Consider the following 18,726-nt stretch of genomic DNA (forward strand, 5'->3'; position numbering starts at 1 on the left):
CGCCGTCACGATCGCCGCGCTGCGGGCTCAGCAGCAGAACAGATCGACGCGCCGCCTCAGCACCATGGCGTCCGCCTCGGCCAGCGGCTCGAACCCTTGGGCCTCGATGATGCTGACGTCCGTGTAGTGCGCATAGACCGTGCGGATGATCCGCTGCCGGGTCGCGTCATCATAGAAGCCCGGCGTGAATTCGAAGGCCATCGGCGTGCGCCGGGAGAGAAGCCGCGTGCAGGCCGAGAGGATTTCATCCTCGAACCCTTCCGCGTCCATCCAGATCAGGCCGATCGCCGCCGGGTCAAGGTCGCCCTGTTCGACCAGCCCGTCGATTGTGACCACGGGTACGGTGATTTCGGAGTCCACGATCTGGGGCAGCCGGTCCGCCCGCAGGGTCGCGCCGCCGGAGTTGCCGGCGTCCCGTCTCAAGGTCAGCGACCCGGCCTCGGCTCCGGCCGCCGCGGCCACGACGGCTACCCTTTCATCCAGCGCGTTGATGCGAACGTTGAGCCGCAGCAGGTCGACGTTTCTCGGATCCGGCTCAAGGCTGATGACGGAATCAAACAGGCCGGAGCGGATGAAATAGAGGGTCTGGGTGCCGATGTTGGCGCCGATCTCCAGAACCGTGCGCCCCTCGCTGAGGCGCGCCGCCCGTTCGCAGATCATGTCCGTGCGCCGCCGGTCGAAATCGCCGGTCTCGAGCACGGTCTTTCCGACCAGATCGCCCGGATCCAGAACAAGATCGTGATCGTCGAACCGGCGGTACACCAGATTGTCGCCGGCGGAGAGCTGGCGGTAGGCCGCCTTGCGCAGCGCCTTCGAGGACATGAGCCCGTCGAGGAACCGGTCCCGCAGCGACCGGATGGTCCGTTCGATCTGTGGGGCGAGCGACATGGGCGTTCCGATCCGGCGAAACAGCATGGTGCCCCGCCGTCGGCGTCCATCTACGGACTTGCGTCGAAGATGCGATAAACAGGGCTGCCGCGATGACGGCTTGACCGGCTGCATCCGTTCGCGCCCTCTGCGGCGACTAGGGAACAGGACCGGGCGCATCGCCCGCTCATTCCGGGGATCCGACCATGAAGACCATGACCGCCGCCGCCGCCCTCGCCGGGGTTCTCTGCCTGATCGCCGCGCCGGCGATGGCGCAGGAGCACCAGCACCACCAGGCCGCGGCCGCCGCCCAGGGCCATGCCCACGGCCATGCCCACGCCGATTTCGAATCGGGCCGCTTCCACGTCCGCATCGACGGTCCCGAGCATCCGGTCGGCGACGTCATCCTGATCCCGGGCCTGTCGTCCTCGCCCGAGGTCTGGGACGGGCTGACGGAACAGCTCAAGGGCCGCTATCGCGTCCACCGCATCCACGTCCAGGGGTTCGCCGGCGCTCCCGCCGAGGACAACGCCACGGGCCCTGTCTCAGCGCCCGTCGCCGAGGACCTGGCCCGCTACATCGCCGAACAGGGCCTCAACAAGCCCGCCGTCATCGGCCATTCCATGGGCGGGACCATCGGCATGATGCTGGCCGCCCGCCATCCCGACAGCGTCGGCAAGCTGATGGTCGTCGACATGATCCCCTTCATGGGCGCCATGTTCGGAACCCCGGGCGCCACGGCCGAAAGCGTCACCCCGATGGCGGACCAGATCTACACCGGCATGTCGACGTCGCCGCGCGAACAGTACCAGCAGCAGGCGGACGCGCAGATCGTCGCCATGATCAACACCGAGGCCCTGCGCGCCGGCCCGCTGGAAGACAGCCGGACCAGCGACCAGAAGGTTTCGGCCTCGGCCTTCCGCGAGCTGATCGTCACCGACCTGCGTCCCGAGCTGGGCCGCATCACCGCCCCGACCACTGTGCTTTACGTCAAGTTCAACGACCCGCGCATGAGCAACGACATGGTCGACGGCATCTACCGCGCCTCGTTCGCCACCCTGCCCTCGGCGCAGCTCAAGCGGATCGACGACAGCGCCCACTTCATCATGCTGGACCAGCCCGCCGCATTCGCCGCCGAGGTGAACGCGTTTTTAGAATAGAGGTCTCAGGCGTCATGGTTTCGGCGGAAACGCTCTTCACAGTCCTGTGACTGAAGCGGGGGCGTTTCCGTTCGCGGCCTGATCGGCTAGGACCGGTCAGGGTCAGGTGAGGTTTTCATGGCGGGTTCCGGCTTCAGCTTCGGTCGCGGCGGCAATGCCGGCGGTCCCCGGCCCGCGCGCACGCCTATTCAGCGGCTGATCTACTGGGCCGCCGTCCTCGCCGTCTGGGGTCTGATCTTCCTCGTGGTCTTCTTCGCGGTGTTCGCCCGCGACCTGCCCGACACCTCGACCCTCTACAATGTCGATCGCCAGCCCTCGATCACCTATCTGGACCGCAACGGCGCCCTGATCGCCACGCGTGGCACCCAGCAGGCGCCGCCGGCCGACCTCGACGCCCTGCCGGACTACGTCCCGGCCGCCTTCATCGCCATCGAGGACCGCCGCTTCTACCACCACCCCGGCTTCGACCCCGTCGGCATGACCCGCGCCATGGCCGCCAACATGCGCGCCGGCCGCGTCGTCCAGGGCGGTTCGACCCTGACCCAGCAGCTGGCCAAGAACCTGTTCCTGTCCCCGGACCAGAACATGAAGCGCAAGGTCCAGGAGCTGATGCTGGCCGTCTGGCTGGAGATGAAATTCTCCAAGGACGAAATCCTCGCCCTCTATCTGAACCGCGTCTACTTCGGCGCCGGCGCCTATGGCATCGAGGCCGCCTCGCAGCGCTATTTCGACAAGAGCGCCAAACAGCTGACCGTCGGCGAGGCTGCCCTGCTGGCCGGCCTGCTGAAGGCCCCGTCGCGCTATTCGCCGGTGTCCGAGAGCGAGCGCGCCGGCACCCGGGCCACCGTCGTCCTGAACGAAATGGTCGACGCCGGCGTCATCACCCCCGAACAGCGCGCCCAGGCCGCGGCCTCTCCCGTCCGCGTGTCGCGCACCCTGTCGAGCCAGCACGCCCAGTACTTCATCGACTGGCTGGACAAGCAGATCCGCGAACTGGTTGGCGAACCGACCGAGGACATGATCGTCGAGACGACCATGGACCTCACCCTGCAGACCCAGGCCGAACGCTCGGTGAACCGCATCCTGACGCGCGACCGCTCCAAGGGCGTGCAGCAGGCGGCGCTGGTGGCTCTCGACGGCGAGGGCCGGGTCCGCGCCATGATCGGCGGCAAGTCCTACGCCGACAGCCAGTTCAACCGCGCCGTCGACGCCCGCCGTCAGGCCGGTTCGGCCTTCAAGCCCTTCGTCTATCTGACCGCGCTGGAAAGCGGCTACACGCCCGAGACCCGGGTCAACGACGCCCCGATCCGCATCGGCAACTGGTCTCCGCGCAATTATTCCGGGACCTTCAACGGCGAGATGAGCCTGGCGAACGCCGTAGCCCAGTCGGTGAACACCGTCGCCGCCGGTCTCGCCGACCAGATCGGCCGCGACAACGTCGCCCGCACCGCGCGCCGCCTCGGCATCACCAGCCGCATCGGGCTTGAGCCCGCCATGGCCCTGGGCGCCGTCGAGGTCTCGGCGCTCGAGATGGCCCAGGCCTATGACGCCTTCGCCAACGGCGGCAAACGCGTCCGCGCCTATGGCATCAGCCGCATTCGCACGCCGCAGGGCCGGGTCATTTACCAGCGCTCCGCCCGCGCCGACGGCGGCTCGGTGCAGGCCATTTCCAACCCCTTCCTCTATTACCAGAACCAGATGCTGCGCGGCGTCATGACCAGCGGCACCGGCCGGTCCGCCGCCATCGCCGGCCGTGACGTGGCGGGCAAGACGGGCACCACCTCGGACTACAAGGACGCATGGTTCGTCGGCTACACCGGCGGCTTCGTCACCGCCGTCTGGGTCGGCAAGGACGACAACACCCCGATGCGCGGCGTCACCGGCGGCTCGTCTCCGGCGGCCATCTGGCGCGGCTTCATGGAGGCGGCCCTCCCGCGCCTGAACGCCCCGGCCATCCCCAACGGCCCGGCCATGCCCGAAGGCTGGCAGCCGCCCAGCCCGGTGGAGAACCTGCTGGGCGAGATCGGCGACCTGTTCGGCGACAGCCCGCCCGCCGACGAGACCATCCCGCCCGAGGACCAGCCCACGCTGGAGCCGCGCCGCCCCGAACCGGGTCCGCCCGTCGTCCGCCCGACCGCGCCCCAGCCCCAGCGCGACACGCCGGACCAGCGGCCCGAGCCTGCGGCTCCGCCGGAGCGCAAGGCGGATCCGCTGTTCTTCTGAGTGAGCGGTCTCCTCCCCACATCGTGGGGAGGTGGCGCGGCGCACCTTCGCGCCGTGACGGAGGGGGCGGCGCCGAGGTCAGCCAGCCTTCCGCCAATCCCCGATCACCGAGCCGCCCCCTCCGTCTCGCCGGCTAGCGCCGTCGAGCCACCTCCCCATTCGCGATGCTCATGGGGAGGAGAGGTCAGCGCCCCACCGCGTGCAGCGCGGGCCCGTTGTCGCGCAGCCATTTGCGGAACGGCCGGTGGTCGCCCACCAGCCTTTGCACCACCGACCAATAGGCAGGGCTGTGGTCTGCATGGACCAGATGCGCCACCTCGTGGGCGGCGAGATAGTCCGCCACCGCGGGCGGGGCCATGATCACGCGCCAGCTGTAGCGGATCGACCGGTTGTGCGGGCTACAGGAACCCCAGCGGGACCTGGTGTCGGCGATCGACACCTTCACCGGGCGCTGGCCCAGGGTCCGCAGATGGTGGTCGGTGCGCTCGACCAGCACCTGTCGCGCCAGTCGTTTGAACAGATTCTCGACGCGCCGGGCGAAGGCCTCGCCCTCGCCGCCGGACTGGATGACCGGCCCGTCGGCCGTCTCGATCAGCCGGGCCGCGCCCGCGCCGCCCGCCGCCTCAAGCCGCGTCGGTTCGCCGAACAGCAGGACAACCGCGCCGGGCTCCAGCGGGGCGCTGTCGGGCCGCTCGGCCAGACGCTCGCGCATCCAGGACGCCTTGGTGCGGGCGAAGGCGACGACGTCGGCCAGCTTGCGCTCGGACGGGGCGATCAGCACCGCCTCGCCGGCCCGCGCGTCGATGCGGATCGACAGCCGCCGCGCGCGCGGATTGACCGACAGCCTCGCGGCGACGCCGAGCCGTTCAGGGCTCTCAGGCGGCAGCCGCTGGCCGTTCCGGTACTGCACAAATGGCCTCATTTTTGGCGATGAAGTCGCGCACCGCCGGATAGATGTCGTCGCGGAACCGGCGCCCGTTGAACACGCCGTAGTGGCCGACCTCAGGGTGGACGTACAGCTTGCGCAGATCGTCCGGCAGGCTGGTGCACAGCGTATGCGCCGCCTGGGTCTGACCGACGCCCGAGATGTCGTCCTTCGCGCCCTCGACCGTCATCAGGCCGATGTCCGTGATCTTCGTCAGATCGACCTTGCGCCCGCGGTGCTCCAGCAGGCCGCGCGGCAGCAGGTGCTGCTGGAAGACGATGTCGATGGTCTGGAGGTAGAACTCCTCCGACAGATCCAGAACCGACAGGTATTCGTCGTAGAATTCCTCGTGCTTGTGGGCGCCGTCGCCGTCGCCCGAGACCAGATCCTCGAAATAGCGGCGGTGGGCGTCGACGTGCTTGTCCTCGTTCATCGACATGAAGCTGTAGAGCTGGACGAAGCCCGGATAGACCCGCCGCCCGAAGCCCGGATAGGGCCAGGGCACGGTGTGGATCATGTTCGACTTGAACCAGGTGAAAGGCTTTTCCTCCGCCAGCTGGTTGGTCACCGTCGGCGACAGGCGCGCGTCGATCGGCGAACCCATGAAGGTCATCGAGGCCGGGCGGTTCGGATCATTGTCTTCGGCCATCAGGGCGCAGGCGGCGAGAACCGGCGGTCCCGGCTGGCAGACGCCGACCACATGGGCGCGCGGGCCGATCACGCCCAGCATGGTCCGCACGTGGTCGATATAGTCGAAGAAGTCGAACCGCCCCTCCAGCATCGGCACCTGACGGGCGTTGGTCCAGTCGGTCACATAGACGTCGTGGTCCTGCAGGAAGCCTTCGACCGTGCCGCGCAGCAGGGTGGCGTAGTGGCCCGACAGCGGGGCCACGATCAGCACCGCCGGCGCCGTGGTCGGCTTCTTCGCCCGCTTCAGATCGCCGATGTGTCGCGCGAACCGCACCAGCTTGCACCAGGGCGAGGACCAGATGACCTGTTCGGTCGTGCGGACATCCTTGCCGCCGATGTCGATGGTCTCCAGACCCCAGGCGGGCTTGCCGTACCGGCGCGTCACGCTCTCGAACAGCTCGGCCGAGGCGAAGGCCGTGCGGCCGATCGCCGTGTCCGAAGCCGGGTTGAACGGAGAACTCCAGAACTGACGGGCCATCTGGGCCCCGAACCGGAACGGCGTCGCCGAGTGATAGGCGAGCTCGTGAAGCGAATAGAGCATGGAATCCTTGAGACGGCCCCCGCCGTTACGCGGCAGAGCACCATAGAACGCATCGCACTGCAAAAAGATTAGCGATGATTCCCAGATCGTGTCTCCCGCCCTGTGCGCAAGGGCAAAGTCAGCCCCGCGCCATGGTCCGTTCGATCAGCTGCGCGGCCCGCTCCGGCCCCAGATCGTGGGCGAGGGCGGTGCGGAATTTCCCGTCCGGCCCCATCAGATAGACGGTCAGCGAGTGGTTCATGGTGTAGCCCTCGGCCTCTCCGACCTTCTGGTAATAGGCGCGGTACGCGTCGGCGGCCGCCTTCACCTGCTCCTGCGACCCCGTCAGACCGATGACCCCCCGCGGGAAGCCTTCGGAGGACAGATAGTCCTTCAGCGCCTGCGGCGTGTCCCGCTCGGGATCGACCGAGACGAAGATTATCTGCACGTCCTTCGCCTTCGCCCCCATCTGCTGCTTTGTCGCCTCCAGCGCCGTCAGGGTCGTGGGGCAGAAGTCGGGGCAGTAGGTGAAGCCGAAGAAGACCAGCGACCATTTCCCGTCCAGCATCGTCTGGTCGACCGGCTGGCCCTCCTGATTGACCAGCTGGAACGGCCCGCCGACTGACGGCTGGCCGGTCGAGGTCTCCAGCGGCGGGATCGCGCCCTCGCGCTGGTTGACCACCACGATGGTCGAGACGGCGATGGCGGTCGCAAAGGCGATGCAGGCGCCGGCGAACAGCAGGATGGAACGGCGCGGCATCACGGCCCCCTCGAAAACGCGCACCCCGCGCGCGACCGGTCTATAGAAGACCCGTGAGCCTGTCCCAAGAGCCCTCCACGCCGCAGCCGGCCAACGACGAAACCGGCGCCTTCCCCGCCTGGCGCAACATGCCGCGCCGCAGCCGGGGCCTGTCCCTGCGCACGCTTGTCATCCTGCGCTGGATGGCCATCGTCGGACAGACGGCCACCGTCGCCGTCGCCACCCTGTATTTCCATTTCGACCTGCCGCTGTGGGCCTGTCTGGCCGTGATCGCCGCCAGCGTGGCGATGAACCTGAACGCCACCGCCCGGCTCAAGCGCGTCGACGGCTCCCTGCCCGACGGCCGGATGACCGCCGCGCACCTCGGCTTCGACATCCTGCAGCTGTCCATCCTGCTGGCCCTGACCGGCGGACTGCAAAACCCCTTCTGCCTGCTGCTGGTCGCGCCCGTGACCGTGGCCGCCGCCTCACTGCCGGGGCGTCAGGCGGCGCTGATGGGCCTTCTGGTCCTGATCGCGACCACCACCCTGTTCTTCTTCTCCCTGCCCCTGCCCTGGCAGGCGGGGACCGAGATCAATCTTCCGCCCCTCTACCGTTTCGGGGTCGGCCTGGCCCTGTTCACAGGCGTGATCTTCACCTCGGGCTATGCGTGGCGCGTCGCCGCCGACGCCGAGAAGCTGGAGCTGGCGCTCGCCACCACCCAGGACGTACTCCAGCGCGAACAGCGGCTGGCCGCGCTGGGCGGTCTCGCCGCCGCCGCCGCCCACGAACTTGGCACCCCGCTCGCCACCATTCAGGTCGTGGCCAAGGAACTTCTCCGCGCCTCGGCCAAGGACGGCGCCGCCGCCGAGGACGCCGCCCTGATCCTGCAGCAGGCCGAACGCTGCCGCGACATCCTCAAACGCCTGTCCCAGCAGCCGGAAGAGGGCGACGCCGCCTTCGCCGTGGTCGGCCTCAAGGCTCTGCTGGAAGAGGTGATCGAGCCCCACCGCGGCTTCGACCTGGCCTTCGCCGTCGAGGTCCGCACCGCATCCGGCGAGCCCGCGCCCCGCGTCCGACGCCTGCCCGAGGTCATCCACGGCCTGTCGACCCTGGTCGAGAACGCCGCCGACTTCGCCGCCTCGAAGGTCCGGGTCCGCGCCGTCGTCGACGCCGGTTTCATCGAGATCGAGGTGGTCGACGACGGCCCCGGCTTCCCCGCCGACATCCTGCCCCGCCTTGGCGAGCCCTATGTGACCAGCCGCCCGCAGGGCAAGGCGCGCCGGGCCCTCGCCGCCCAGATCGCCGCCTCCGTCGCCGCCGCCACGCCGGGCCGGAAGACGAAAAAGGGCGTCCCCGCGCCCGAGCCCGAGGCTATCGCCCCCAGTCAGGGCGGCATGGGTCTGGGCTTCTTCATCGCCCGCACCCTGCTGGAACGCACGGGCGGCAAGGTCTTTGTCGGGGCAGGGGACGGCGGAAAAGGCCAGCCGAAGGGCGCCCGCGTGGCCGTGCGCTGGTCCCGCCCCGCGCTCGAGGTCTCGTCGTGATGTCGCACCCCCGCCCCTGAACCTTGACCGCAGCCGCGCCGTTACCGACTTGAGCCTGCAGGAGACGCAAGATGTCCGAAGCCGAAGACCGTATCGCCGCCCTCGCCGACAAGACCCTGCTGGTTCTCGACGACGACAACGCCCTGCGCACCCGTCTGGATCGTCGAGGCCATCCGCGACCGGCGCGAGGACGCCCGCATCGTCATGCTGACCGGCTACGGCGCCATCGCCACCGCCGTGGCGGCGGTCAAGGCCGGCGCCGTCGACTATCTGCAGAAGCCCGCCGACGCCGACGACGTGGTCAAGGCCCTGCTCTCAACCGGCGAGGCCCCCGAGCCCCCCGACAACCCCATGAGCGCTGACCGCGTCCGCTGGGAACATATCCAGCGCGTCTACGAGCTGTGCGACCACAATGTCTCAGAGACGGCGCGGAGACTGGGGATGCACCGGCGGACGCTGCAGCGGATCCTGGCCAAGCGCGCGCCGCGCTAACCCGCACCAACATTGTCGTCATCCCGGCGAAGGCCGGGACCCAGCGGCGCCGCGACGGCGGCGAAACACCGGCGGTCGACCGCGTAGCCGTCACTTCAGCCGACGCCTGCGCTCCCGACAGTTTCGCGCTCACGCGCCGCCGTCATCCTGGCCTTCGCCGGGATGACGGTGGCTGAACTGCCTCAGATCTCCTGATTATACGCCCCGACCTCGGCGTATTTCGCTAGCCGCGGCTTCACCTCGTCGTGGAACAGCGCCCGCATGTCGTCGGCCGAGCGCATGCTCTCGACGACCACCACCAGCTCCGGCTTGTTCGAGGACGCCCGCACCAGCACCCATGACCCGTCCTCGAGGTGCACCCGCACCCCGTTGACGGTGATCGCCTCGACGATCTTGCGGCCCAGAATGGATCCGCCAGCGTCGGCGAGCGCCTGATACTCGGCCACGATCCGCTCCAGCACCTCGTACTTCAGCTCGTCGTCGCAGTGCGGGCTCATCGTCAGCGACGTCCACGCATCCGGCAGCGCGGCCTTCAGCTCGCTGAGTTTCCTGCCCGGGTTCCGGTCCAGCATGGCCAGCACGGCCCCCGCCGCAACGATCCCGTCGTCATAGCCGTGGCCCAGCGGCGCATTGAAGAAGAAGTGGCCCGACTTTTCGAACCCGGCCAGCGCCCCCAGCTCGGCGGTCTTGCGCTTGATATAGCTGTGCCCCGTCTTCCAGTAGACGGTGGTCGCCCCGTTCGCCTTCAGGACCTCGTCGGTCTTGTACAGGCCGGTCGACTTCACATCGACGACGAAGGTGGCGTTGGGGTGAAGGGCGCTCAGGTCGCGGCCCAGCATCAGGCCGATCTTGTCCGCGAAGATCTCCTCGCCCGTGTCGTCCACCACGCCGCAGCGGTCGCCGTCGCCGTCGAAGCCCAGGGCCAGGTCGGCCCCCGTCTCGCGCACCTTCGCCGCCATCTGCATCAGCATGGCGTGATCTTCCGGGTTCGGATTGTATTTGGGGAAGGTGTAGTCCAGCTCGGTGTCCATCTCGATCACTTCCGCCCCCATCCGGCGCAGGGCCTCGGGGGCGAAGGCGCCCGCCGTGCCGTTGCCGCAGGCGGCCACGACCTTGATCGGCCGGGTCAGTTTCACCTTGGAGACGATGTCGGCCAGATAGGCCTCGCGGAAACCCCCGACCCGGGTCAGCGACCCGCCCCTGCGGCTGACGCCCTCGCCGTTCAGCACGATGTCCTTCAGTCGCCCGATCTCGTCGGGGCCAAAGGTCAGGGGCGGCTGGGCGCCCATCTTCACGCCGGTCCAGCCGTTCTCATTGTGGCTGGCGGTGACCATGGCCACGCAGGGCGCGTCCAGTTCGAACTGGGCGAAATAGGCGGTGGGTGACAGCGCCAGACCGATGTCCAGCACCTCCATCCCGCCTTCCAGCAGGCCCAGCGTCAGCGCCTGTTTCACCGACAGGGAATAGGAGCGGTAGTCGTGGCCGACCACGATGCGGGGCGTCTGGCCAATCTCATGGACATAGGTCGCAAGTCCGAGGCCCAGCGCCTGGATGCCCAGCAGATTGATCTCCTTCTCCAGAATCCAGCGCGCGTCGTATTCGCGGAACCCCGTCGGCTTCACCAACGGCACGGTCTCATAGTCGGCCGTATTGGGGCGAAGGTCCTGGCGGGGCTTGATCATGGTCGGGTCCTGTTGGAGAGCGGCGCCCGGTATAGCAGGCGGCTCCGGGCTCACAACAACGCCGCCTCCGGTCCTTGGCTGCAATGCTTCCCCTTGCCGTCATCCCGGCCTTCGCCGGGAGGACCACAGCAGGGGGGCGACCCGTCGGCTTGACCCACGTCGCCGCCGGTCCTACGCCCGCAGGACTGTTCGGAGACGTGAATGCCTCGCCTGATCCTGCTGCGCCATGGCCAGAGCCAGTGGAACCTCGAGAACCGGTTCACCGGCTGGGTCGACGTCGACCTGACGGCCGAGGGCGAGGCGCAGGCGCGCCGCGGCGGCGAGCTGATCCGGGACGCGGGCTTCCATCCCGCCGTCATGTTCACCTCGGTGCTGACGCGGGCGAAACGCACCGGCGCACTGGCGCTGGACTCCGCAGGACTGAAAGACGTTCCCGTCGTCGAGGACTGGCGTCTGAACGAGCGCCACTACGGCGGCCTGACCGGTCTGGACAAGGCCGAGACCGCCGCCCTGCACGGCGACGCCCAGGTGAAGATCTGGCGCCGCAGCTACGACATTCCCCCGCCCCCGCTGGCTCCCGGCGGCGAATGGGATTTCAGCGCCGACGCCCGCTACACCGGCCAGGCCATCCCGGACACGGAGAGCCTGAAGACCACCCTCGACCGCGTCCTGCCCTATTGGGACGAAGCCATCGCTCCGCGCCTGCGCGCCGGCGACGACGTGCTGATCGCCGCCCACGGCAACTCCCTGCGCGCCATCGTCAAACATCTGTTCTCCGTGCCGGACGACCGGATCGTCGAGGTCGAGATTCCGACCGGCAATCCGCTCGAGATCGACCTGGACGCGAACCTCAAGCCCGTCGCCGCCCGCTACCTGGACGCCGCCCGGGCGACCGACTTGCCGAAGGTGAGCGAATGACCACCGCGCAGCAGACCTCCGACGACATCCGCTTCATGGGGCGGGCCATCGCCCTGGCCAAGGCCGGCATGGGCCAGACCTGGCCCAATCCTTCGGTGGGCTGCGTCATCGTCAACGACGGTGAAGTCGTATCCGAGGCCGTCACCGCGCCGGGCGGTCGCCCCCACGCCGAGGAACAGGCCGTTCCCGCCGCCGGAGCCAAGGCGCGCGGCGCCACCGCCTATGTCACCATGGAGCCCTGCGGCGCCCGCTCCTCGGGCCGCACCTCCTGCTCGAACTTCCTGATGGACGCCGGCGTCAGCCGCGTCGTCGTCGCCGCCGTCGATCCCTCGCCCTTCGCCGCCGGCCGCGGCGTCGAGCGGCTCAGGAAGGCCGGGCTGGATGTTGAGACCGGCCTGCTGGCCCAGGAGGCGGCGGTTCTCTACGAGGGCTATCTGCACCGGGTCGAGACGGGCCGGCCGATGGTCCGCATCAGCGAGGACGGCGTGGGCTATGACGCCCGCTTCGCCGCCTCGGCCAAGGCCGACCTGACGACGGAGCTCCAGCGTCTTGGCGAGGCCGGCTACACCCGCGTCTGGGTCAGTCCGGGCGAATTGGCCGACGCGCTTCAGGCCCAGGGACTGCTTACGGCCTGACCGGCCAGCCGGTCGGAATTTTGTACGGCGGAACACGGCTCTGCCGGTAACCATTTCAGCCTTCCTTAAGCGCCGCTGTGCCAGAACGGGATCATGTCGTCTGCCCCCGCCTCCCCCAGCGCCAGAAGGCGCATAGACCAGGCCGAACTGGACGCCATCTGTGCGCGCCATGACCGCCTGTGGCAGGCCAAGCCGGGCGGGGCCCGCGCCGTATTCGCCTGGATGGATCTCTCCGGCCTGAGTCTCGTCGGCCGTAATCTGGCGGACGCGGACTTCGCCGCCGCCTGGATGCAAGGGACCGACCTGACCGGGGCCAAGCTCGACAACGCCACCTTCTTCGGCGCGGACATGCAGGACTGCATCCTCGTCGACGCCAGCATGCGGCGGGCCGATCTGCGCGGCGCCTCCCTGCGCGGCGCCGACCTCTCGGGCGCCGACCTGTTCGAGGCCGACCTGCGCGAGGGCACCATCGCCGCCGCCGACTCCAAGCTCGGCTTCCGCGTGGTCGAGCCCCGGGCGCGTCAGGACACCTTGGCCCAGGGCGCCTGTCTGGTCGGAGCCAATCTGCAGCGGTCCAAGCTGACGGGGGTCGTCGCCGTCGCCGCCGACTTCACCGACGCCATCATGAAGGACTGCAAGCTCGTCCGGGCCAACCTGAAACAGGCCAGCTTCCGCGGCGCCGATCTCGCGGGCGCGGACCTTTCAGGGGCCGACCTGTCGGGCGCGGACATGCGCGACGCCGTGCTGGTCGGGGTCAAGATGGCCATGTGGCGGACCGACGGGGCCAATATGACAGGCGCGCTCACCGACGATCGGTCCTCCGGGGCGCCCGTGGGCAAGATGCCCGCCGCCGAGATGCTGGCCGAGCACGCGCGGTGGTGCGAGACGGGCGGCGTACAGGGCCGTCCCTCGGTCTTCGACGGTGTCGACCTGCGGGCCCTTCGCTCGATCCACGGCTACAACCTGACCGCCCTGTCGGCCAAGGGCGCCGTCTTCTACGGCCTCGACATGGAGGGGGTGCAGCTTCAGGGCGCCCACCTCGAGGAGGCCGACCTGCGCTCGGTCAATCTCAAGGGCGCGGACCTGCGCGGCGCGCGGCTGGCGCGGGCGCGGCTGAACGGTGCGGACCTTCGCGGCGCCAAACTGGGCCCGCTGATGATCGCCGCCGACCGGCTGTTGCCCGCCGACCTGACGGGCGCCTGCCTGCGCGGCGCGGACCTGTCCGGCGCCGATCTGAATCGCGCCGTCCTGAACGGAGCCGATCTCAGCCGGGCCAGCCTGCATGGCGCCGTCATGGCCCAGACCGATCTGACAGACGCCGTCGTCGTCGGCGTTCGCGGCATGGAGCCGGCGCCCGCGCCCGACGCATGAAAAAAGGGGCGGCCCGGAAGCCGCCCCTTCTCATTCAGCCTGTGCGGCGGCTCAGGCCGCCTTGGCCTTCTTGCCTTCGATCAGCTTCGAACCGCCGCCGATCTCGATCCGGCGGGGCTTCAGCGCCTCCGGCAGTTCGCGGACCAGTTCGATGGACAGCAGACCGTTGTTCAGGTCCGCCGTCTTGACCACCACATAGTCGGCCAGCTGGAAGCGGCGCTCGAAGTCGCGCTCGGCCAGGCCGCGATGCAGATAGGTGCGCTCGGCGCCCGCATCGTCGTTCGCGGTCTTGCGGCCGGTCACGGTCAGCAGGTTCTCCTTGACCTCAAGGGTCAGTTCGTCGGGCTTGAAGCCGGCGACCGCGATCTCGATGCGATAGGCGTTCTCGCCGGTCGTCTCGATGTTGTAGGGCGGCCAGCCGTTTTCCTGGCTGGAGCGCGCGGCGCTTTCCAGCAGGCCCGCCAGACGGTCGAAGCCGACGGCGGAGCGGTACAGCGGGGTGAAATCATAGGTACGCATCAGTCATCCTCCTGAGGATCAGCAAGGTTGAACCGCTCCAGCGTTTTTGGCCCGGAGCGGCGGTGGGAGTTCAGCCCTGACGGTCCGAATGCTCGGCCCCGTCCGGTCTGGAGGCCCCGGAGTCGGCGGCCTCGCATCCGATGTGGGAAGCCTTCGCGCTCCGTCAAGGCCACCTCAAGACCGCGCCCATCTGTCGCCCTGCGACCGGCAAGGCTTGCCCCCGCGCCCACAGGCCGTAGGGTTCGCCCGCACCTTTTCCGGAGACCCTTCATGCGCCTGCTGGCCCTCGCTGTGACCGCCGCCCTCGCCCTGCCGTCGATCGCCGCGGCGCAGACCCTGCCGGCGCTCCCGGCCCTGAACGAGACGGCGGCCCAGCGCACCGTGCGCCGCGCGGCCATGACGCCTCCGGTCCTGCAGGAGGACGCCGCCCTCCAGGCCGCCGTCGGCTCGGACACCCGCCCGGCCGCCGATGTGGCCCGCGACGTCTATCGCCATCCGTTCGAGACCCTGACCTTCTGGGGCCTGACGCCGGGGTCCACCGTTGTAGAGATCGAGCCCGGCCGCGCGGGCTGGTGGCGCAACATCCTCGAGCCCTACGCGGCGGCGACCGGCGGGACCTATGTTGCGGTCAATCGCCCGGTCGAGAGCATGGGCGTGGCGGATGGAACGGCGGACATGGTCGTCGTCGCCCGCGCCTTGCATAACTGGCACCGCTCCGACCGCACCGCCCCCTATATGCAGGCCTTTTTCAAGGCTCTGAAGCCCGGCGGGATTCTGGCCATCGAACAGCATCGCGGCGCCGAGGGCCTGAACGCCGACGCCACCGCACCCTTCGGCTATGTCTCTGAAAGCTATGTCATTCACGCCGCCCAGGCCGCCGGCTTCGTGCTGGACGGGCGCAGCGAACTGAACGCCAATCCGAAGGACGACCGCGACCATCCGTACGGCGTCTGGACCCTGCCGCCGGTCCGCACCAGCGCGCCGCGCGAGGGCAACGCCAACGACCGCGCGACGCCCCTGACCGAGGCCGAACGCGCCGAGTATGACGCGATCGGCGAAAGCGACCGCATGACCCTGCGATTCCGCAAGCCTGCGTGACCCACAGGTCATGTGTGCAAGCATTTTGACGGGCTGGAGGAACACGGTTAAGCCCTGCTTGCCGGGGCGGATCCTGATCGGACAGGACTGCTCTGCGGGGAACGTGCATGGCTGAATCCGTCGAACGCCGCCAAGGCCAGATGTCGCGTCGCGGCCTGCTGTCCGGCGTCGCCGTTCTCGCTGTCGCCGGTCTGGCCGGCTGCGGCCGCGAGGAAAAGACCGCCGAACCGCCCGCCACCCCTGACGGCCCGCCCAAGGGTTCGCTGGAATGGGCCGTCGCCGGCCCGTGGCGCGCCCAGGACAAGGCCCGCGACGCCGCCCGCCATCCCATGGAAACCCTGCGCTTCTTCGGCCTTCAGCCGCGCATGACGGTGGTCGAGTTCTGGCCCGGCAGCGGCTGGTACACCGAGATTCTGGCCCCCTACCTCGCCGAGGGCGCGGGCAAATACGTCGCCGCCGGCTTCCAGACCGGCCCGGGCGCCGACCCGTCGCAGGTCCAGCTGGCCGCCGCCTTCCAGCAGCGTTTCACCACCGACGAACGCCTCTACGGTGAGATCGAGCTCAGCGCCTTCGGTCCCACCTCGGGCCCGGTCACCGCCGCCGGCACGGCCGACATGGTCCTGTTCATGCGCAACATCCACGCCTGGATGGCCGCCGGCATCGCCGAAAAGGCCTTCGCCGACGCCTGGGCCGCCCTGCGTCCGGGCGGCGTCCTCGGCGTCGAACAGCACCGCCTCGGCCCTGAGGAAGCGGCGGAAGCGGGCTTCGCCTTCGTCGCCGCGTCGGAAATCAACGCGAATGAAAGGGATACCAAGGATCATCCGTTCGGGGTCGAGACCCTGCCGCCCTCGTCGTTGACCGCTGCCCGCGGTTCGCCGCCGAACCCCGCCTTCGACCGGTCGAAGTATGACCGGATCGGGGAGAGTGACCGCATGACCTTGAGATTCAGGAAGCCAGAGTGAACCGAGCCGTCGCCTACGCCGCCAACGCGCCCCTGATGGGGGTTCCGGGCGCCTCCGCGCCTCCGGGCGGGGTCGGCGAGTGGTTCCGCGGCGCCGGCGGCCTGCGCCTGCGCGCCGCCTTCTGGACGCCCTCGGCCCTCGTCGCCAAAAAGCCGCGCGGCACGGTGGTGCTCAGCCCGGGCCGCACCGAACCGATCGAGAAATACTACGAGGTCATCGGCAATTTCCTCGCCCGCGGATGGTGCGTCCTCGCCCACGACTGGCGCGGACAGGGCCTGTCGGCCCGCCTGCTGCCTGATCGCCTCAAGGGCCACGCCCGGGCGGTCGAGGAGTTCCTCGACGACTACGCCCGGCTGATGGACGCGTGGGAAAGCCGCGCGCCCAAGCCTTGGGTCATGGTCGGCCACTCCATGGGCGGCGTCCTCAACCTGATGACGCTGGAGGGCGGCGAGACCCGCTTCTCGGGCGCCATCCTGTCCAGCCCCATGCTGCGCATCAGGACCGGCAAGCGGTCGATGTGGTCGGTCAAGCTGGCCGTCCGCTGGAACCTGCGTCACGGCAAGGCGGGCGACTATGTGCTGGACGACGCCGACGATCCCTTCGACCACACCTTCGAAAAGGACGCCCTGACGTCCGACGAGAGCCGCTACGAACAGTGGCGGCAACAGCTCTACGCCTGCCCGCATCTGGCGGTCGGCGGCGTGACCTGGGGCTGGCTGGCCGTCGGTCTCGACGCCGGCGAACGTGCCCTCAAGCCCAAGGCGTTGAAGGCCGTGCAAATCCCTGTCGCCATCGTCCAGGCCGGCGAGGACGACCGCGTCTGGAAACAGACCAGCAAATGGGCCGCCAAACGGCTGGGCCGCGGCCGCTATGTCGAGGTCCCGGGCTCGAAGCACGAGGTCATCATGGAGACCGACGAACTGCGCGCGGTCTTCCTCGAGGAATTCGACGCCATGGCCGCCTATGTCTCGCCGGTCGAGGATCTCTCGCCCCTGCCGGTCAGCGAGCCGGTCGCCGAACCGACCGAAGCGGCCTAGGCCGCCGCCCGCCTCAAGGTCACCAGCGCCTGCTCGCGGATGGCCACATCCCCGACGGCCAGAATTTGCCCGGACCCATCCGGCGCCTCGCCGCGCCAGTTGCTGACCGCGCCGCCGGCCGCCTCGATCACCGGGACCAGCGCCGACCAGTCCCAGACCTTCAGCGCGCTTTCTGCGACCAGATCGATCCGTCCGGCCGCCAACATGGCGTAGGCATAGGCGTCGCACCCCAGCCGGGCCAGCCGCGCGGCCGCCCGGACCTGCGTCCACGCGCCCAGCTCCGCGCCGTTGAACAGATCCGGATCGGTGGTGGCGATGACGGCGTCGTTCAGGCTGACGCAGCGCCGGACGCCCAGCGCTGTCTCCGCCCCGCCCTTCAGCAAACGCGCGCCGGACGGCCCGCCGAGGAAGATCTCGTCCAGATACGGCTGGCCGATCACTCCGACGGTCGGGCGCCCCCCGGTCCTGAGGGCGATCAGATTGGTCCACAGCGGCAGGCCGGCGATGAAGGCGCGGGTGCCGTCGATGGGGTCCAGAATCCAGACGTGGTCGGCGTCCGGCCGGTCCTCGCCATACTCCTCCCCGATCACGCCATGGTCGGGATAGCGGGCCGCGATCAGCTTACGGATCGCCGCCTCAGCCTCGCGGTCGGCCTGGGTCACGGGGTCGAACGCCCCCGGTCCCCCCTTGTCCGCCTCTTCATACGCACCCCGGAAATACGGCAGGGACACACGCGCGGCCTCGCGGGCCAGGTCGATGGCGAACAGTTCAAACTCGGTCATGACAGGCGGGATACTGAAGCCCCGCCCTCATGTCACCGGATGAATCAGGCCGCGTCAGCCTCGACGTGCAGCGACTTGGCCAGGTCCAGCAGGCGCCGGCGCGGCTTCTCGTCCAGCTGGTAGTAGGCCTGGATCAGGTCGAGCGTTTCCTTGCGCGAAAACATCTCTCCGCCCTGGCTGGCGGCCTCGCGGCGTTCGATGGCCTCTTCCAGACCGTCGTAGAAATAGCTGACCGGCGATTCCAGCGCCTCGGCCAGCTGCCACAGGCGGGCGGCCGAGATGCGGTTGGCGCCGCATTCGTATTTCTGGATCTGCTGGAAGCGGATGCCGACCTGGTTGGCCAGCTGTTGTTGCGTCAGGCCCAGCAGGCGCCGGCGGCGGCGCAGGCGGCGTCCCAAGTGCAGGTCGATGTCGGTGGCCATGGCCCTATTCCCCGTATTGGCAGGCTGTCCCGAAGCGGGACGGCTCGCCCCTCACGCGGCAAGCCCCATGCCGCGCTCGTCGGCTTCGGCAAGATCGGCCCCGCCGTCCGCGCCGCCTTGACCGGCGACGGCGTCTC

17 protein-coding genes and 1 pseudogene are annotated in these 18,726 nt (G+C 69.2%); 10 read left to right on the forward strand and 8 right to left on the reverse strand.

The features are described 5' to 3' along the window. Nucleotides 1-27: 27 nt before the first annotated feature. Nucleotides 28-888, reverse strand: a complete 861-nt coding sequence (locus ASD25_RS10245) for an FkbM family methyltransferase (RefSeq protein WP_162252068.1) — start codon at nt 886-888, stop codon at nt 28-30. A gap of 185 nt (nt 889-1,073) precedes the next feature. On the opposite strand from ASD25_RS10245, the gene ASD25_RS10250 reads away from it, so the two are divergent. Both ASD25_RS10250 and ASD25_RS10255 read left to right on the forward strand, forming a co-directional pair. Further along, a complete protein-coding gene (locus ASD25_RS10250; protein ID WP_056617014.1) occupies nt 1,074-2,027 on the forward strand; it encodes an alpha/beta fold hydrolase in 954 nt (317 codons plus the stop codon). Nucleotides 2,028-2,144: 117 nt separating this feature from the next. Next, entirely contained in the window at nt 2,145-4,250 is a 2,106-nt protein-coding gene (locus tag ASD25_RS10255; protein WP_056617016.1) for a transglycosylase domain-containing protein, read from the forward strand. Between the two features lie 184 nt (nt 4,251-4,434). Here the strand turns inward: ASD25_RS10255 and ASD25_RS10260 are convergent, their stop codons facing one another. The 3 genes from ASD25_RS10260 to ASD25_RS10270 all read right to left on the reverse strand — a co-directional run bounded on the left by ASD25_RS10260 (nt 4,435) and on the right by ASD25_RS10270 (nt 7,145). Next, nucleotides 4,435-5,160, reverse strand: coding sequence for a M48 family metallopeptidase (locus ASD25_RS10260; RefSeq protein ID WP_056617019.1), 726 nt, complete (start codon nt 5,158-5,160; stop codon nt 4,435-4,437). Continuing rightward, the gene (locus ASD25_RS10265) at nt 5,126-6,406 is read right to left on the reverse strand and encodes a polyhydroxyalkanoate depolymerase (RefSeq protein ID WP_056617022.1); all 1,281 of its coding nucleotides are present in this window, start codon (nt 6,404-6,406) and stop codon (nt 5,126-5,128) included. The genes ASD25_RS10260 and ASD25_RS10265 overlap by 35 nt, the downstream gene beginning before the upstream one ends. A gap of 118 nt (nt 6,407-6,524) precedes the next feature. Beyond that, nucleotides 6,525-7,145: an SCO family protein gene (locus ASD25_RS10270; protein WP_056617024.1), complete on the reverse strand. Its 621-nt coding sequence runs from the start codon at nt 7,143-7,145 to the stop codon at nt 6,525-6,527. A gap of 53 nt (nt 7,146-7,198) precedes the next feature. Between ASD25_RS10270 and ASD25_RS10275 the strand changes: the two genes are divergently transcribed. Further along, nucleotides 7,199-8,671, forward strand: a complete 1,473-nt coding sequence (locus ASD25_RS10275) for an ActS/PrrB/RegB family redox-sensitive histidine kinase (RefSeq protein ID WP_235562693.1) — start codon at nt 7,199-7,201, stop codon at nt 8,669-8,671. A 71-nt stretch (nt 8,672-8,742) separates the two neighbouring features. Continuing rightward, nucleotides 8,743-9,163: pseudogene (locus ASD25_RS10280) on the forward strand (response regulator). A gap of 182 nt (nt 9,164-9,345) precedes the next feature. Here ASD25_RS10280 and ASD25_RS10285 read toward each other — a convergent pair. Further along, nucleotides 9,346-10,845: a phosphomannomutase/phosphoglucomutase gene (locus tag ASD25_RS10285; RefSeq protein ID WP_056617027.1), complete on the reverse strand. Its 1,500-nt coding sequence runs from the start codon at nt 10,843-10,845 to the stop codon at nt 9,346-9,348. A 201-nt stretch (nt 10,846-11,046) separates the two neighbouring features. On the opposite strand from ASD25_RS10285, the gene gpmA reads away from it, so the two are divergent. The 3 genes from gpmA to ASD25_RS10300 all read left to right on the forward strand — a co-directional run bounded on the left by gpmA (nt 11,047) and on the right by ASD25_RS10300 (nt 13,769). Continuing rightward, the gene (gene gpmA, locus ASD25_RS10290; RefSeq protein ID WP_056617030.1) at nt 11,047-11,763 is read left to right on the forward strand and encodes a 2,3-diphosphoglycerate-dependent phosphoglycerate mutase; all 717 of its coding nucleotides are present in this window, start codon (nt 11,047-11,049) and stop codon (nt 11,761-11,763) included. Next, nucleotides 11,760-12,398, forward strand: a complete 639-nt coding sequence (gene ribD, locus ASD25_RS10295; protein WP_056617032.1) for a bifunctional diaminohydroxyphosphoribosylaminopyrimidine deaminase/5-amino-6-(5-phosphoribosylamino)uracil reductase RibD — start codon at nt 11,760-11,762, stop codon at nt 12,396-12,398. The genes gpmA and ribD overlap by 4 nt, the downstream gene beginning before the upstream one ends. Nucleotides 12,399-12,491: 93 nt before the next feature. After that, nucleotides 12,492-13,769 carry a pentapeptide repeat-containing protein gene (locus ASD25_RS10300; protein WP_056617034.1) on the forward strand — a complete coding sequence of 426 codons (1,278 nt, stop codon included), beginning with the start codon at nt 12,492-12,494 and terminating at the stop codon, nt 13,767-13,769. A gap of 51 nt (nt 13,770-13,820) precedes the next feature. Here the strand turns inward: ASD25_RS10300 and ASD25_RS10305 are convergent, their stop codons facing one another. After that, nucleotides 13,821-14,288, reverse strand: coding sequence for an Hsp20 family protein (locus tag ASD25_RS10305; RefSeq protein WP_056617036.1), 468 nt, complete (start codon nt 14,286-14,288; stop codon nt 13,821-13,823). Nucleotides 14,289-14,558: 270 nt separating this feature from the next. Between ASD25_RS10305 and ASD25_RS10310 the strand changes: the two genes are divergently transcribed. The 3 genes from ASD25_RS10310 (at nt 14,559) to ASD25_RS10320 (ending at nt 17,385) form a co-directional block, all read left to right on the forward strand. Continuing rightward, entirely contained in the window at nt 14,559-15,386 is an 828-nt protein-coding gene (locus tag ASD25_RS10310) for a class I SAM-dependent methyltransferase (protein ID WP_056617038.1), read from the forward strand. A gap of 107 nt (nt 15,387-15,493) precedes the next feature. After that, nucleotides 15,494-16,348, forward strand: a complete 855-nt coding sequence (locus ASD25_RS10315) for a class I SAM-dependent methyltransferase (RefSeq protein ID WP_056617042.1) — start codon at nt 15,494-15,496, stop codon at nt 16,346-16,348. Beyond that, a complete protein-coding gene (locus ASD25_RS10320; RefSeq protein WP_082572329.1) occupies nt 16,345-17,385 on the forward strand; it encodes an alpha/beta fold hydrolase in 1,041 nt (346 codons plus the stop codon). Before ASD25_RS10315 ends, ASD25_RS10320 begins: the two co-directional genes overlap by 4 nt. Here ASD25_RS10320 and hisN read toward each other — a convergent pair. Next, nucleotides 17,382-18,167 (reverse strand): histidinol-phosphatase, encoded by a 786-nt coding sequence (gene hisN / locus ASD25_RS10325; RefSeq protein ID WP_056617045.1) that lies wholly within the window; start codon nt 18,165-18,167, stop codon nt 17,382-17,384. The two genes, ASD25_RS10320 and hisN, sit on opposite strands and share 4 nt — an antisense overlap. Before the next feature lie 44 nt (nt 18,168-18,211). Continuing rightward, nucleotides 18,212-18,589, reverse strand: a complete 378-nt coding sequence (locus ASD25_RS10330) for a helix-turn-helix domain-containing protein (RefSeq protein WP_056617048.1) — start codon at nt 18,587-18,589, stop codon at nt 18,212-18,214. Nucleotides 18,590-18,726: the final 137 nt, after the last annotated feature.

Source organism: Brevundimonas sp. Root1423 (assembly GCF_001426805.1).